This window comes from Pseudomonas sp. NPDC098740 (assembly GCF_044760065.1).
Classification (GTDB): domain Bacteria; phylum Pseudomonadota; class Gammaproteobacteria; order Pseudomonadales; family Pseudomonadaceae; genus Aquipseudomonas; species Aquipseudomonas rossensis.
The window spans coordinates 1-14,646 of the sequence record NZ_JBIWAM010000016.1 but is presented as its reverse complement, the minus strand read 5'-3'; the positions used below and the strand labels follow the sequence as shown (position 1 = coordinate 14,646).

Genomic DNA, 14,646 nt, shown 5'->3' with positions numbered 1-14,646 from the left:
CCTTCTTTTTTGTCGAGTCGAGGTCAAGGATGGATGCCCTGAAGGGTTTCAAGACAATCGCCGGCGTGGCGATTTTCATGGTCGCGTTACAAGTGCTCAACGCCGTGACCGGCTATAGCTTTCTGGCATTTGGCCTGGTCCCGCGGACACTCTACGGACTGCCCGGCATCCTCACTTCGCCTTTCCTTCACGCGTCTTTCGCGCACCTAAGCGCGAACCTGATTCCCTTTTTGATCCTCGGCACGCTGGTCATCATTGACGGGCTCAACCGCTTTATCGCCGTCAGCGCGATCATCATTGTTCTGGGCGGTTTGCTGGTCTGGCTGTTCGGCTTTTCCGGCGTGCACATCGGCGCCAGCGGCTGGGTGTTCGGGCTGTGGGCGTACATCCTGTCCCGCGCCTGGTTCCAGCACAGTTGGGGCAATCTGATCACCGCCGTGGTCGTCGCCTTGTTGTATGGCGGGCTGGTCTTTGGCTTCCTGCCTCGCCAGGGGGTTTCCTTCGAAGGACATATCTTTGGCGCGTTCGCCGGATTTATTGCAGCGAAGGTACTTTTATCTGCGCCCCGCAGCAGGTTTAATGCCGCCCGGTAACCGCACCTGAGCGCTCAGACGCCGAAGCGATTACATCGCCAGGAACGGTACCCCCACGGAGTCAGGGACGAAATGTCGATTTTTCTTTTATTACGCGTGTACGCCGCGACGTTCTTCCACCGGTTCGGCTGGGCAGGTCTGGCCATTGCCTTGGGCGTACACCTGACCACCGCCTGGCTGGGGCTGGTGTTTCTGGGCGAACAACACCTCACCGCCCCCGCCACGTTTACCTACTTCTATCTCACCACCACACTCACTGTCGGCTACGGCGATCTCGCGCCACAGACATCGGCGGGACGAATTTTCGTGGCAACCTGGGTCATGCTCGGGGGCATTGCGCTGCTGACGGCAGCCATCGGCAAAACCACCAGCAGCGTCATCGATGCATGGAGAAAAGGCATGAAGGGCAAAGGCGATTACACCGGCAAGGTCGGCCATACGGTTCTCATCGGCTGGGAAGGCGCGTCCAGCGAACGGGTCATTGAATTGTTGCTTCAGGACGAAACCTCCAACGACAACCTGATCGTCATTTGCGATTGCACCCTTGAAGAAAACCCGATGCCGGGCAAAGCGAGCTTCATCAAAGGTGAAAGCCTGTCCTCTGTGGCGTTATTACTGCGCGCCGGCGTTCCGGCTGCCGAACGCGTTCTGGTGCGAACCCATTCAGACGACCTGACCCTGGCCACCGTGCTGGCGGTCAATCAACTGAAGCCTGTCGGGCATGTGGTCGCCCACTTCAATGACAGTGAAGTCGCTGCGCTCGCCAGCGCCTACGCGCCCAGCCTGGAATGCACCTCAAGCATGGCCATCGAGATGCTGGTGCGCGCCTCTCAGGATCCGGGCTCGTCAGTGGTCATCAATGAACTGCTGTGCGTCGGCCAAGGCGCCACCCAATACCTGATGAAACTGCCCGAGGCCTTCGAAGCCACGTTCGGCGATCTGTACGCGCAGATGAAAGAGCACCACAACGCCACCCTTATCGGCTATCGCGCCAAAGGCGCCCGACAACCGTCGATCAACCCGCCCAGCACCACGCACGTTGAGGGCGGCGAACTCTTCTACATCGCCTCCACTCGCCTCAAGGAAATCTCCAATGGGATGGTTTAAACAGTTGATGGGGCTTGAGGCCCCGAAAGCGAATACCGAATCGAAATGGACAGCCAGCGAAACCCTGCCCACCACCGGTCCGCTGGGCCTGGCATTGGGCAAGGGCGTGATGTTCGACACTTCCCTGAGATTGTTGCTCGACGGCAACACCACGGTGACGATCCCGGGCTCCCAACAGATCTGGAGCAATGGCACCGTCGATCTAGGGCAGTCGACCTGGCTGTCGCGCTACTACATGAACGACGAAGACTACTGGCTGCAGGTGCACACCACCGGCGACATCGCCGGGCAGGTCGAGTCGGTGATCCTGTTCAACTACCTCAGTTACATCACCATCAGCAGTGAAGCGGAGCTGCGTCGTCTGGCCGGCCCGCAAAGCCTGATCGGGCTGCCGACCTACACCCACAACGGCGTCGAATACACCCGCGAATGGGGCACCGAAAACGGCCAGACAGAACTGGTGACGCTGAGCGAACAGCTGAAAAATCCGGATGAGTCCTACAGCATCGAACACCGTTCGATGCTGTACGCCCGCGAAACCGGCCTGACCGATCGCCGGGAGTTCCTGTTGTTTTCCGTCGAAGAAGACGCCGAAGGCACCATCAGCTTGAGCACATCGCTGGGCATTTCGCTGTACACCACCGACCTGAACACTATTTAAAAGGAAGAAGTCCATGCTCGAAGCGCTCTCCATCTCCCTGAACAAAGCCGCCGTGCTCGGCTTCGTTTCGTACATCCTCGGCGCCGCCGTGCTGTTCGCGCTGTTCCAGTTCATCTACACCCGCATCACCCCGCACAAGGAATTCGAACTGATCCGTTCGGGCAACGTGGCGGCCGCAATCGCTTTGGGGGGCGCCATCATCGGTTTCGCTATTCCGGCCAGCAATGTGATTGCCTACTCGATCAGCATCCTCGACTTCGTCGTCTGGGCAGTGATCGCGGCCCTCGTTCAACTGCTGGCGTTTCTGGTGACCAGCCTGGTGCTCAAAGGCACCTCTGAGCGCATCAAAAAAGGTGAAATCGCTGCCGGCATCTACGTGGCAGCCGTGGCCATCAGCGTCGGCATGTTGAACGCCGCGTGCATGACCCCTTCCCAGAACTGATTGCGCCCGGAGATCCCGATGAAACGAAGCAAGTACGTTCAGCTTTCGCTGGCAGCGTCGGTCGCCATGGCGATATCAGGCTGCGGGCCGACGGAAAAAACCTACGCGGTGCAGAAGAAGTACAACTTCCAGTCCGTTCAGCAGTGTGCCGATGAAAAGCTTCCGGTGGACGTCTGCTCGGACGCCTACATGACGGCCATGGCCGAGCATCGCCGCATTGCGCCGGTTTACGACAACCAGGCCGATTGCGATGCCGACTTTGTCGCCGACTGGTGCCAGCAGGATTCCGCCGGCAAGTTCATCCCCAAGCTGGGCGGTTTCGAACTGACCGCCGATGGCCAGGTGACGCAATCCCAGGTGGACGCGGCCAAGGCGCAGTTACCTGCCTCGGAAGCGGCGAACAGTGGGGGCTCGGGTTTCTCCACCAGCAGCCTTTTGACCGGCCTGCTGATCGGCAACATGCTGAGCAGCAACCGCAACAGCTACTACTCCGAGCCGGTTTACCGTTATCGCGATGATCGCGGAAATTACGGTTCATCAACGCTCAACCAGCGGATTTCAAAGGGCTCGACGTTTACCAAGTCCAATCAGGCGAGGTACGGCAGCAGCAACTACGCCGACTCGGTCCGTTCTTCCACCAGCAAGCCGGTTTCCGCTGCCTCGTCCACCTCCCGTGGCGGCTTCGGCAGCAAGGCCAGCGCACGCAGCGGCTGGGGCGGCGGCGGCGGTTCGAGCAGTTAAGGAAACCGGACCATGAAGAAAATCCATTGCACAGAGCGTCCTGACTGGAAACAGACGGCCGAGAATCTCGGCTTTCTGTTCCATACCATCGACGACGAACCCTATTGGGACGAGAGCGCCTATTACCAGTTCACGCTCAAACAGATCGAGAACGATCTCGAAGACCCGACCACCGAGATTCATGAGATGTGCATGGACCTGGTGGCCCGTGTGGTTCAGAGCGAAGAGCTGCTGGAACGCCTGAGCATCCCCGCGCCTTTCTTCGACATGATTCGCACGTCATGGCTCGAAGGTCACCCGCACCTGTACGGGCGCATGGACTTCTCCTACAACGGCACCGGGCCCGCCAAGTTGCTGGAACTCAACTACGACACGCCGACCAGCCTGTATGAGGCCGCGGCGTTTCAGTGGGGCTGGCTGGAGCAATGCATCGAGCGCGGCTTGCTGCCCAAGCATGCCGACCAGTTCAACAGCATCGACACCAAACTGCATCAGGCCTTTGCTCAACTGCAGCTCAAGCAGCCGTTCTATTTCGCCTCGATGAAAGACTCGGTCGAAGACAAAGGCACCACTGACTATCTGCGCCTGATCGCGGAAAAGGTTGGTATCGAATCACGGCACATTGATCTCGAAGACATCGGCCTCACCAGTGACGGACGCTTCGTCGACCTTGAAGATCGCTGGATTCCCCACCTGTTCAAGCTGCATGCCTGGGAGTTCATCTTCCACGAGCCGTTTGGTGCAGCGATTGCGCAGAGTGATACGCAGTTTTTCGAACCGGCCTGGAAATCCATCATCTCCAACAAAGGCATCCTGCCGCTGTTGTGGGAGTTCAACAAAGGTCATCCGAATTTGCTTGCGGCACACCTGGATACCGATCCGGGCAAAGCCGTGCCGAAAGGCTGGGTGCGCAAGCCGTTCTTCTCGCGGGAAGGGGCCAATATCGAGCTGCAAACCGCTGACGGTCTGATCGTGAAAGAGGACGGCCCCTACACCGATGCGCCGTTTATCCTTCAGGAATTCGCGCCGCTGCCGCAGTTCGGCGACAGCTTTACTTTGATTGGTTCCTGGGTCATCGGCGATCAAGCGGCGGGGATCGGCGTGCGTGAGGACAACAGCTTGATCACCAAGGATTCGAGCCGGTTCTTGCCGCATCTGATACTCGACTGACCCCTCCATCGCCCACTAAAAAGGCCCGGTGTGGACATATCGACAGACGCCCGCAAGACTTATGGCTGAAATGCCGGATAATGGCCGCCAAATCGTCTAGCCGTTATTCTGGTAATCCCCCATGGAAATCAAGGTCAACTTTCTCGACAACCTTCGGCTTGAAGCCAAGTTCGATGACTTCACGGTGGTGGCCGATCAACCTATCCGCTACAAAGGCGATGGCTCGGCACCGGGTCCGTTCGACTACTTCCTGGCGTCGTCGGCGTTGTGTGCCGCCTACTTTGTGAAGTTGTATTGCAGCACGCGCAATATCCCCACCGATAACATCCGCCTGTCGCAGAACAATATTGTTGACCCGGAAAACCGTTACAACCAGATTTTCAAGATCCAGGTCGAGCTACCGGCGGACATCTCCGACAAGGACCGCCAGGGCATCCTGCGCTCCATCGATCGCTGCACCGTGAAAAAAGTGGTGCAAGCCGGGCCTGAGTTTGTGATCGAAGAAGTGGAAAACCTCGACGCCGACGCCCAGGCGTTGTTGATGCCTGCTTCCAGTTCAGCGGCTGGCACCTATATCGCGGGCAAAGACCTGCCGCTGGAGCAGACCATCGCCAATATGTCAGCCATTCTGGCTGACCTGGGCATGAAGATTGAAATCGCTTCGTGGCGCAATATCGTTCCCAATGTGTGGTCGCTGCACATCCGCGACGCGCACTCGCCGATGTGCTTCACCAATGGCAAGGGTGCGACCAAAGAAGGCGCGTTAGCGTCGGCGCTGGGCGAGTTTATCGAGCGACTCAACTGCAACTTCTTCTACAACGACCAGTTCTGGGGCGAAGACATCGCCAACGCGCCGTTTGTGCATTACCCGGACGAACGCTGGTTCAAGCCTGGCCGTAAAGATGAACTGCCGGCCGAAATACTCGACGCCCACTGCCTGAAGATTTACAACCGCGACGGCGAGTTGCGTGGTTCCCACCTGATCGACACCAACTCGGGCAATGAAGAGCGCGGCATCTGCTCGCTGCCATACGTGCGCCAGTCGGACGGCGAAGTGGTGTATTTCCCATCCAACCTGATTGAAAACCTGTTCCTGAGCAACGGCATGAGTGCCGGCAACACGCTGGCCGAAGCCCAGGTGCAGTGCCTGTCGGAGATCTTCGAGCGTGCGGTAAAACGCGAAATCATCGAAGGTGAATTTGCACTGCCGGATGTGCCCGCCGATGTGCTGGCGAAGTACCCCGGGATTCTGGCCGGTATTCAGGCGCTGGAAGAGCAAGGGTTCCCCGTATTGGTGAAGGATGCATCCCTGGGCGGTGAATTCCCGGTGATGTGCGTCACATTGATGAACCCGCGTACCGGCGGTGTGTTCGCCTCTTTCGGCGCGCACCCGAGCCTGGAAGTGGCGCTGGAGCGCAGCCTGACCGAATTGCTCCAGGGCCGCAGCTTCGAAGGCCTCAACGACTTGCCCCAGCCGACGTTTGAAGGCCATGCGGTGACCGAGCCAAATAACTTCGTCGAGCACTTCATCGACTCCAGCGGCGTGGTGTCGTGGCGCTTCTTCAGCTCCAAGTCCGATTACGAATTCGTGGAGTGGGACTTCTCCGGCCAGGGTGAAAACTCGAATGCCGAAGAAGCCGCGACCTTGTTCGGCATTCTCGAAGGCATGGGCAAGGAAGTGTACATGGCGGTCTACGAGCATATCGGCGCGACGGCATGCCGCATCCTGGTGCCGGACTATTCGGAAATCTATCCCGTGGACGACCTGATCTGGGATAACACCAACAAAGCGCTGTTCTTCCGCGCCGATATCCTGAACCTGCATCGCCTGGACGACGACGAACTGCAAGCGCTGGTTGAGCGCCTGGTGGAAAGTGAGCTGGATGACTACACCGACATCACCTCCCTGATCGGCATCGAATTTGACGACAATACGGCCTGGGGTCAGCTGACGATCCTGGAGTTGAAGCTGCTGATTTATCTCGCCTTGCAGCAATTTGAAGAGGCGAAAGAGGCAGTGGAGATGTTCCTGCAGTACAACGACAACACGGTTGAGCGCGGCTTGTTCTACCAAGCCGTCAACGCGGTGCTGGAGATGAAGCTGGACGAAGACCTGGAACTGGAAGACTACGAGGCCAATTTCCGCCGGATGTTTGGCAACGAACGAATGGATGCAGTGATCGGCTCGGTCGATGGCAGCGTGCGCTTTCATGGTTTGACGCCGACCAGCATGAAACTGGAGGGCCTCGACCGGCACCTGCGGTTGATCGACAGCTACAAGAAACTGCACTCGGCACGGGCCAATGTGAGCGCTTTATCCCGTTAAACAGCGCCAACAAAAAAGCGAAGCCAGATGGCTTCGCTTTTTTTGTTTACGGTTCTGAAAAAGCTGCGGATCAGAACGGGATATCGTCATCAAAGCTGTCGAAATCCGGAGCCGGCTGAGGAGCGGCCTGCTGCTGTGGAGCTGGGCGCGACTGTTGCGGTGCTGCCGATTGCTGCGGACGCGGAGCCTGTTGGCGAGGGGCCGGGGCGGACTGCTGGTAGTTATTGCCCCCGCCTTGTTGGTCGCCCTGCTGTGGACGGCCGCCCAGCAGCTGCATGGTGCCTTGCATGTCGACCACGATTTCAGTGGTGTAACGCTTGATACCGTCTTTTTCCCACTCGCGGGTCTGCAGCTTGCCTTCGATGTAGACCTGCGAACCTTTACGCAGGTACTCGCCGGCGATCTCTGCAACTTTGCCGAACATCGACACACGGTGCCATTCGGTCTTCTCGACCTTCTGACCAGTTTGCTTGTCGGTCCACTGTTCGCTGGTCGCCAGACTCAGGTTGGTCACGGCGTTACCGTTAGGCAAGTAGCGAACTTCGGGATCCTGGCCGCAAGTGCCGACCAATATGACTTTGTTAACCCCACGGGCCATAACGTTCTCCTAGGCTACGCACGCTGCCCCGGCCGGGTTGTTCACCAGGCGCTCAAGGGTGGTGCGATCCAATAGTTCTGTGTCCAATTTGATGTAAATCGCCGCTTCATCTTCGACGATCACTGCATCTGTTACCCCTACGACGGCCTTCAGGCGCTCGACCAGACCCGCTTCGCGGATCGCCTCGGGCGACAACGGCAAGCGCAGGCTCGTCACGTAGGGAGGTTCGCGCATGGTAACAGCAAAGGCCAGCCAGAGGGCAGCCAGACCGGCGCATCCAAGGAACACAACCGACAGACCGCCATGCTGGAACAACCAGCCGCCAAGGATGCCGCCCAGTGCCGAACCGAGGAACTGGCTGGTGGAATAAACCCCCATCGCCGTACCCTTGCCGCCTGCCGGTGACACCTTGCTGATCAGCGATGGCAAGGAAGCTTCCAGCAAGTTGAACGCGGTAAAGAACACCACCGTCCCGATCACCAGAGCCCGCAAGCTATCGCCGAACTGCCAGAAGAATAGCTCAGTGAGCATCAGCGTCGCGACGGCGCCGAGTAAAACTCGTTTCATTTTGCGTTTCTTCTCGCCGTAGATAATGAACGGGATCATGGCGAAGAAGGAAATCAGCAGCGCGGTCAGGTACACCCACCAGTGTTGCTCTTTGGGCAACCCGGCTTTTTCGACCAGCGCCAAAGGCAACGCAACGAAGCTCGACATCAACATCGCGTGCAACACAAAAATGCCAAGGTCCAGACGCAGCAGGTCTGGATGCTTGAGCGTCGGTATCAGCGCCTGGCGCGCAACGCCGGATTCGCGGTGCTGCAACGGCCCGGTCGAGCGCGGCACCATGAACATCACGATCACGATGCCGAACAGCGCCATGCCGCCCGTGGCGAGGAACAACCCGGACAGGCCAAAGGCGCGGGTCAGCAACGGTCCTACAACCATCGCGACAGCGAACGACAGACCGATCGTCATGCCGATCATGGCCATGGCCTTGGTCCGATGCTGTTCGCGGGTCAGGTCTGACAGCAATGCCATCACGGCCGCGGAAATCGCCCCGGCGCCTTGCAGGGTTCGTCCGGCGATCACGCCCCAGATCGAATCGGCATTGGCTGCCAGCACGCTGCCGAGGGCGAAGATGATCAGCCCCAGGTAAATCACCGGACGACGACCGATGCGGTCGGAAATGAAGCCGAAAGGAATTTGAAAGATCGCCTGGGTCAGGCCGTAAGCGCCAATCGCCAGCCCGATAAGGGCCGGGGTCGCTCCTGCCAGATCCATCCCATAGGTCGCCAGTACCGGCAACACCATGAACATGCCAAGCATACGGAAGGCGAACACCAGGGCCAGACCGCTTGCTGCGCGGGTCTCACTGCCACTCATGCGTTCGCTGTGGGGATCGTGCATGGAAAAACCTCATGTGAACCGGCGGCGATTCTACCAGTCCCATCGATTGACGGGGTATATCGCGACGCTTTGACGCGCTCTGCTGACAGACTCTTCATGTAAGGCTGCAACCCGCTCATTCGATAGTGTGCATCCATCCAGTATTTGGCCGTATACTCCTACGTTTTCGACGCCCGCCGAGCGAGGCCACTTTGGACAAGATCCTGATTCGTGGGGCCCGAACCCACAACCTGAAGAACATCGACCTGACCCTGCCCAGGGACAAACTGATCGTCATCACCGGCCTGTCCGGCTCCGGGAAATCATCCCTGGCATTCGACACGCTGTACGCCGAAGGCCAGCGCCGCTACGTCGAATCGCTGTCGGCCTACGCGCGGCAATTTTTGTCGATGATGGAAAAGCCTGACGTCGACACCATTGAAGGTTTGTCGCCAGCCATTTCCATCGAGCAGAAATCGACCTCGCACAACCCGCGTTCGACGGTCGGCACCATCACCGAAATCTACGACTATCTGCGCCTGCTTTACGCCCGCGTGGGTATTCCGCGCTGCCCGGATCACGACATTCCGCTGGAAGCCCAGACCGTCAGCCAGATGGTCGACCTGGTCCTCGCCCAACCGGAGGGCAGCAAGCTTATGCTGCTGGCCCCGGTGATCCGCGAGCGTAAAGGCGAACACCTTTCGGTCTTCGAAGAACTGCGCGCCCAAGGCTTTGTGCGGGCCCGGGTCAACGGCCGGCTCTGCGAACTCGACGAGTTGCCGAAGCTGGATAAACAGAAGAAGCACACGATCGATGTAGTGGTCGACCGCTTCAAGGTGCGCGCCGACCTGCAACAGCGCCTGGCCGAGTCGTTCGAGACCGCGCTGAAGCTGGCGGACGGCATCGCCCTGGTCGCGCCGATGGACGACGAGCCCGGCGAAGAGATCATCTTCTCCGCGCGCTTCGCCTGCCCGATTTGCGGCCATGCCATCAGCGAGCTGGAACCCAAGCTGTTCTCCTTCAACAACCCGGCCGGCGCTTGCCCGACGTGTGATGGCCTGGGTGTTAAGCAGTTCTTCGACATCAAGCGATTGGTGAATGGTGAACTGACGCTGGCCGAGGGCGCGATTCGTGGCTGGGACCGGCGCAACGTCTATTACTTCCAGATGCTCGGGTCGCTGGCCTCACACTACAAGTTCAGCCTTGAAGTACCGTTCAACGATCTGCCGGTCGATCAGCAGAAGTTCATCTTGCACGGCAGCGGGTCGCAGAACGTCGACTTCAAGTACCTGAACGACCGTGGCGACATCGTCAAACGTTCGCACCCGTTCGAAGGCATCGTGCCGAATCTGGAACGTCGCTACCGCGAAACCGAGTCGGCTTCGGTGCGTGAAGAGCTGACCAAGTTCCTCAGCACACAACCTTGCCCGGATTGCCGTGGTACTCGCCTGCGTCGTGAAGCCCGGCATGTGTGGGTTGGCGAGAAGACGCTGCCGGCGGTGACCAATCTGCCGATTGGCGATGCCTGTGAGTACTTCGGTGTTCTGAAACTTACTGGCCGTCGCGGTGAAATTGCCGACAAGATTCTCAAAGAGATTCGCGAGCGACTGCAGTTCCTGGTCAACGTTGGCCTGGACTATTTGTCACTGGATCGCAGTGCGGACACGTTGTCCGGTGGTGAAGCGCAGCGTATCCGTCTGGCCAGCCAGATCGGCGCAGGCCTGGTTGGCGTTCTGTACATTCTCGACGAACCGTCGATTGGTTTGCACCAGCGGGACAACGATCGGCTGCTGGGCACACTCAAGCACCTGCGGGACATCGGCAACACGGTGATCGTGGTCGAGCACGATGAAGATGCGATTCGTCTGGCCGACTACGTCGTGGACATCGGTCCGGGCGCAGGTGTACACGGCGGGCATATCGTCGCCGAAGGTACGCCGGCCGAGGTCATGGCTCATCCAGATTCGCTGACCGGCAAATACTTGTCGGGCAGGGTGAAGATTGCAGTCCCAGCCAAACGCACGCCGCGTAACAAGAAGTTGTCGCTGTCCCTCAAGGGCGCCCGGGGCAACAACTTGCGCAATGTCGATCTGGACATTCCAATCGGCCTGCTGACCTGTGTAACCGGCGTGTCCGGCTCGGGCAAGTCGACGCTGATCAACAACACCTTGTTCCCGCTTAGCGCTACGGCGTTGAACGGAGCGACGACGCTCGAAGCGGCCGCTCACGACAGCATCAAAGGTCTGGAGCATCTGGATAAGGTTGTCGACATCGACCAGAGCCCGATCGGTCGAACGCCACGCTCCAACCCGGCGACCTACACCGGGCTGTTCACACCGATTCGCGAACTGTTCGCCGGTGTGCCGGAGTCCCGCTCCCGCGGTTATGGTCCTGGACGCTTCTCCTTCAACGTGAAGGGCGGACGTTGCGAAGCTTGTCAGGGCGATGGCCTGATCAAGGTGGAAATGCACTTTCTGCCGGACATCTATGTCCCATGCGACGTCTGCAAGAGCAAGCGCTACAACCGCGAGACTCTGGAGATCAAGTACAAGGGCAAGAACATCCACGAAACCCTCGAGATGACGATCGAGGAAGCGCGAGTGTTCTTCGATGCGGTTCCGGCCCTGGCGCGCAAGCTTCAGACGTTGATGGATGTCGGCCTTTCGTACATCAAGCTCGGCCAGTCAGCGACCACGCTGTCCGGTGGTGAAGCCCAGCGGGTGAAGCTGTCCCGCGAACTGTCCAAGCGCGATACCGGCAAGACGCTGTATATCCTTGATGAGCCGACCACTGGCCTGCACTTCGCGGATATCCAGCAACTGCTCGACGTACTGCATCGATTGCGCGACCACGGCAACACCGTGGTGGTGATCGAGCACAACCTGGACGTTATCAAGACTGCCGACTGGTTGGTGGACCTGGGGCCGGAAGGCGGTTCCAAGGGCGGCCAGATCATTGCTGTCGGTACGCCGGAAGAAGTGTCGGAGATGAAGCAGTCTCACACCGGTTTCTACCTCAAGCCGCTGCTGGCTCGCGACAAGGCCTGAATCGGGCCCACGAAAAAGCCCCTGTCACCTCATCGGTGACAGGGGCTTTTTTGTAGGCAGCGGAATCAGAACTGCGATTGCAGGTAATTCTCCAGACCGATCAGCTTGATCAGACCCAACTGCTTTTCGAGCCAGTAGGTGTGATCTTCTTCGGTGTCGTTCAGCTGGATACGCAGCATTTCGCGGCTGACGTAGTCTTTGTGAACCTCGCAAAGCTCGATGCCCTTGCAGAGTGCGGCGCGGACTTTGTATTCCAGACGCAGGTCAGCAGCGAGCATGTCAGGCACTGTGGTGCCGACATCCAGGTCGTCCGCACGCATGCGCGGAGTGCCTTCGAGCATAAGAATGCGGCGCATCAGGGCGTCAGCGTGCTGCGCCTCTTCTTCCATCTCGTGGTTGATACGTTCGTAGAGCTCGGTGAAACCCCAGTCCTCGTACATCCGCGAATGGATGAAATATTGATCACGTGCCGCCAGCTCGCCGGTCAGCAACGTGTTGAGGTAATCGATTACGTCTGGGTGGCCTTGCATCGCCCTACATCTCCCTGCTTGAAAGTCTGTAGTTTGAACCAAGCGGACTGTTTGGTCACTCTGCTTGCGCGATAAAAGCGAAGATATTCTGAGAAAAGTGGTTTAAATAACGCAAAAACCGCCCAAATGAGGGCGGTTCTGCTTCTCGTTTAGACTTCGTTAAGCTGTACGCCCAACGCCGTTGCAATTGCTTCTCCATACGCCGGGTCGGCCCTGAAGAAATGCTGTAATTGACGGTCAATCACGTCGCCGGAAACCCCGCCCATGGCGCCGGCAATGTTGTTGACCAGCAGGGCTTTCTGCTCATCACTCATCAGACGAAACAGCGCTCCGGCGTGGCTGTAATAGTCGGTATCTTCGCGATGATCGTAACGATCAGCCGCGCCGCTTAGGGCCAACTCGGGCTCTGCATAGCGAGGCGCCTGTTTCGGCGACTCAACGTAGCTGTTCGGCTCGTAGTTAGGTGCCGCACCGCCATTGCTGCCAAATGCCATCGAACCATCGCGCTGATAGCTGTTCACCGGGCTGCGAGGTGCGTTCACCGGCAATTGCTGGTGGTTGGTGCCAATACGGTAGCGGTGAGCATCGGCGTAAGCGAACACTCGACCCTGCAGCATGCGATCAGGCGACAAACCGACACCCGGGACCATGTTGCTCGGACCAAACGCTGCTTGCTCGACTTCAGCAAAGTAATTCAGCGGGTTGCGGTTGAGCTCCAACTCGCCCACTTCGATCAGCGGAAACTCTTTCTGCGACCAGGTCTTGGTCACGTCAAACGGGTTCTCGTAGTGCGCGGCGGCCTGAGCCTCGGTCATGACCTGGATGCACACGCGCCATTTCGGGAAATCACCGCGCTCAATCGCGCCGAACAGATCACGCTGCGCATAATCCGGATCGGTACCGGCCAGGCGTGCCGCTTCTGCCGGTGCCAGGTTTTTGATCCCTTGCTGGGTCTTATAGTGCCACTTCACCCAGTGACGCTCGCCATTGGCGTTGATCAGGCTGTAAGTGTGGCTGCCGAAGCCGTGCATGTGGCGGTAGCCATCAGGAATACCGCGATCCGAGAACAGAATGGTGACCTGGTGCAACGCCTCAGGCGAATGGGACCAGAAGTCCCACATCATTTGTGCGCTTTTCAGGTTACTTTGCGGCAGGCGTTTTTGGGTGTGAATGAAATCGGGGAATTTCAGTGGATCGCGAATGAAGAACACTGGCGTGTTGTTGCCAACGATGTCCCAGTTGCCTTCTTCGGTATAGAACTTGAGAGCGAAGCCGCGTGGATCGCGCTCGGTATCAGCCGAACCGCGTTCGCCGCCTACGGTGGAAAACCGCAGGAAGGTCGGGGTTTGCTTGCCGACGGACTCAAACAGCTTGGCGCTGGTGTACTCAGTGATGTCACGCGTCACAGTGAACTTACCGTAAGCGCCCGAGCCTTTGGCGTGCACACGACGCTCTGGGATGTTTTCACGGTTGAAGTGGGCAAGCTTCTCGATCAGGTGAAAGTCGTCGAGCAGCAGTGGGCCACGAGGACCGGCGGAACGGGAATTCTGGTTGTCGGCGACAGGAGCGCCACTGGCGGTCGTAAGCGTTTTGTTTTGGCTCATGCGATCTTCTTCCTCTGTCAGTTTTGGAACTGCCGGCTAATCGGCTTGGGAGGGAGTATTGACCATCGATCAGCACACCTACAAATTCATTAACTTGCAGACATCAATAGAAAAAAACTACCAACAACCCCGTTCACATAATGACGGCATGAACCGCAGTGAAGCTTGTACAAACAGCGCGTTTTTTACAGGCACAAAAAACCGGGCACTAGGCCCGGTTCTTCGTTTCAGACTGACGTCTTACTCAGCGGATACAGCTTCACCACCGGCAGGACGATCAACCAACTCGACGTACGCCATAGGCGCGTTGTCGCCAGTGCGGAAACCGCACTTGAGGATGCGCAGGTAGCCACCCTCACGGGTAGCGTAACGCTTGCCCAGGTCGTTGAAGAGATTACCTACGATAGCGTTCGAACGTGTACGGTCGAATGCCAGACTGCG

The 14,646-nt window shown here is 58.4% G+C and carries 13 protein-coding genes; 8 read left to right on the top strand and 5 right to left on the bottom strand.

Going from position 1 to position 14,646, the window contains the following annotated elements:
• Window positions 1-29 precede the first annotated feature (29 nt).
• The 7 genes from ACIQU2_RS19695 to ACIQU2_RS19665 all read left to right on the top strand — a co-directional run bounded on the left by ACIQU2_RS19695 (window position 30) and on the right by ACIQU2_RS19665 (window position 7,040).
• Entirely contained in the window at window positions 30-593 is a 564-nt protein-coding gene (locus tag ACIQU2_RS19695) for a rhomboid family intramembrane serine protease (protein ID WP_347802920.1), read from the top strand.
• Window positions 594-665: 72 nt separating this feature from the next.
• A complete protein-coding gene (locus tag ACIQU2_RS19690; RefSeq protein ID WP_347802919.1) occupies window positions 666-1,700 on the top strand; it encodes an ion channel in 1,035 nt (344 codons plus the stop codon).
• A complete protein-coding gene (locus ACIQU2_RS19685; RefSeq protein WP_403143457.1) occupies window positions 1,687-2,361 on the top strand; it encodes a DUF2491 family protein in 675 nt (224 codons plus the stop codon). Before ACIQU2_RS19690 ends, ACIQU2_RS19685 begins: the two co-directional genes overlap by 14 nt.
• Before the next feature lie 13 nt (window positions 2,362-2,374).
• Window positions 2,375-2,803 (top strand): DUF350 domain-containing protein, encoded by a 429-nt coding sequence (locus ACIQU2_RS19680; protein ID WP_347802917.1) that lies wholly within the window; start codon window positions 2,375-2,377, stop codon window positions 2,801-2,803.
• Window positions 2,804-2,821: 18 nt separating this feature from the next.
• Window positions 2,822-3,544, top strand: coding sequence for a DUF1190 domain-containing protein (locus ACIQU2_RS19675; RefSeq protein WP_347802916.1), 723 nt, complete (start codon window positions 2,822-2,824; stop codon window positions 3,542-3,544).
• A 12-nt stretch (window positions 3,545-3,556) separates the two neighbouring features.
• A complete protein-coding gene (locus ACIQU2_RS19670) occupies window positions 3,557-4,714 on the top strand; it encodes a glutathionylspermidine synthase family protein (protein WP_347802915.1) in 1,158 nt (385 codons plus the stop codon).
• A gap of 121 nt (window positions 4,715-4,835) precedes the next feature.
• Window positions 4,836-7,040: an OsmC domain/YcaO domain-containing protein gene (locus tag ACIQU2_RS19665; protein WP_403143454.1), complete on the top strand. Its 2,205-nt coding sequence runs from the start codon at window positions 4,836-4,838 to the stop codon at window positions 7,038-7,040.
• A 70-nt stretch (window positions 7,041-7,110) separates the two neighbouring features.
• On the opposite strand, the gene ACIQU2_RS19660 is transcribed toward ACIQU2_RS19665, so the two are convergent.
• Window positions 7,111-7,638 carry a single-stranded DNA-binding protein gene (locus ACIQU2_RS19660; RefSeq protein WP_056743429.1) on the bottom strand — a complete coding sequence of 176 codons (528 nt, stop codon included), beginning with the start codon at window positions 7,636-7,638 and terminating at the stop codon, window positions 7,111-7,113.
• A gap of 9 nt (window positions 7,639-7,647) precedes the next feature.
• Window positions 7,648-9,045, bottom strand: coding sequence for an MFS transporter (locus ACIQU2_RS19655; protein WP_403143451.1), 1,398 nt, complete (start codon window positions 9,043-9,045; stop codon window positions 7,648-7,650).
• Between the two features lie 191 nt (window positions 9,046-9,236).
• Between ACIQU2_RS19655 and uvrA the strand changes: the two genes are divergently transcribed.
• A complete protein-coding gene (uvrA, locus tag ACIQU2_RS19650; RefSeq protein WP_403143449.1) occupies window positions 9,237-12,071 on the top strand; it encodes an excinuclease ABC subunit UvrA in 2,835 nt (944 codons plus the stop codon).
• A gap of 65 nt (window positions 12,072-12,136) precedes the next feature.
• Here the strand turns inward: uvrA and bfr are convergent, their stop codons facing one another.
• From bfr to ACIQU2_RS19635, 3 genes are all read right to left on the bottom strand, one after another.
• Window positions 12,137-12,601 (bottom strand): bacterioferritin, encoded by a 465-nt coding sequence (bfr, locus tag ACIQU2_RS19645; RefSeq protein ID WP_403143447.1) that lies wholly within the window; start codon window positions 12,599-12,601, stop codon window positions 12,137-12,139.
• Between the two features lie 149 nt (window positions 12,602-12,750).
• Window positions 12,751-14,205 carry a catalase gene (locus ACIQU2_RS19640; protein ID WP_403143445.1) on the bottom strand — a complete coding sequence of 485 codons (1,455 nt, stop codon included), beginning with the start codon at window positions 14,203-14,205 and terminating at the stop codon, window positions 12,751-12,753.
• A 240-nt stretch (window positions 14,206-14,445) separates the two neighbouring features.
• Window positions 14,446-14,646 (bottom strand): bL17 family ribosomal protein (locus tag ACIQU2_RS19635; RefSeq protein ID WP_403143443.1); only part of this gene is annotated, 201 nt, incomplete at its 5' end.

Coding starts and splice junctions, on each gene's coding strand:
- ACIQU2_RS19695 (WP_347802920.1), top strand. CDS start 30: ATGGATGCCCTGAAGGGTTTCAAGACAATCGCCGGCGTGGCGATTTTC.
- ACIQU2_RS19690 (WP_347802919.1), top strand. CDS start 666: ATGTCGATTTTTCTTTTATTACGCGTGTACGCCGCGACGTTCTTCCAC.
- ACIQU2_RS19685 (WP_403143457.1), top strand. CDS start 1,687: ATGGGATGGTTTAAACAGTTGATGGGGCTTGAGGCCCCGAAAGCGAAT.
- ACIQU2_RS19680 (WP_347802917.1), top strand. CDS start 2,375: ATGCTCGAAGCGCTCTCCATCTCCCTGAACAAAGCCGCCGTGCTCGGC.
- ACIQU2_RS19675 (WP_347802916.1), top strand. CDS start 2,822: ATGAAACGAAGCAAGTACGTTCAGCTTTCGCTGGCAGCGTCGGTCGCC.
- ACIQU2_RS19670 (WP_347802915.1), top strand. CDS start 3,557: ATGAAGAAAATCCATTGCACAGAGCGTCCTGACTGGAAACAGACGGCC.
- ACIQU2_RS19665 (WP_403143454.1), top strand. CDS start 4,836: ATGGAAATCAAGGTCAACTTTCTCGACAACCTTCGGCTTGAAGCCAAG.
- ACIQU2_RS19660 (WP_056743429.1), bottom strand. CDS start 7,638: ATGGCCCGTGGGGTTAACAAAGTCATATTGGTCGGCACTTGCGGCCAG.
- ACIQU2_RS19655 (WP_403143451.1), bottom strand. CDS start 9,045: ATGCACGATCCCCACAGCGAACGCATGAGTGGCAGTGAGACCCGCGCA.
- bfr (WP_403143447.1), bottom strand. CDS start 12,601: ATGCAAGGCCACCCAGACGTAATCGATTACCTCAACACGTTGCTGACC.
- ACIQU2_RS19640 (WP_403143445.1), bottom strand. CDS start 14,205: ATGAGCCAAAACAAAACGCTTACGACCGCCAGTGGCGCTCCTGTCGCC.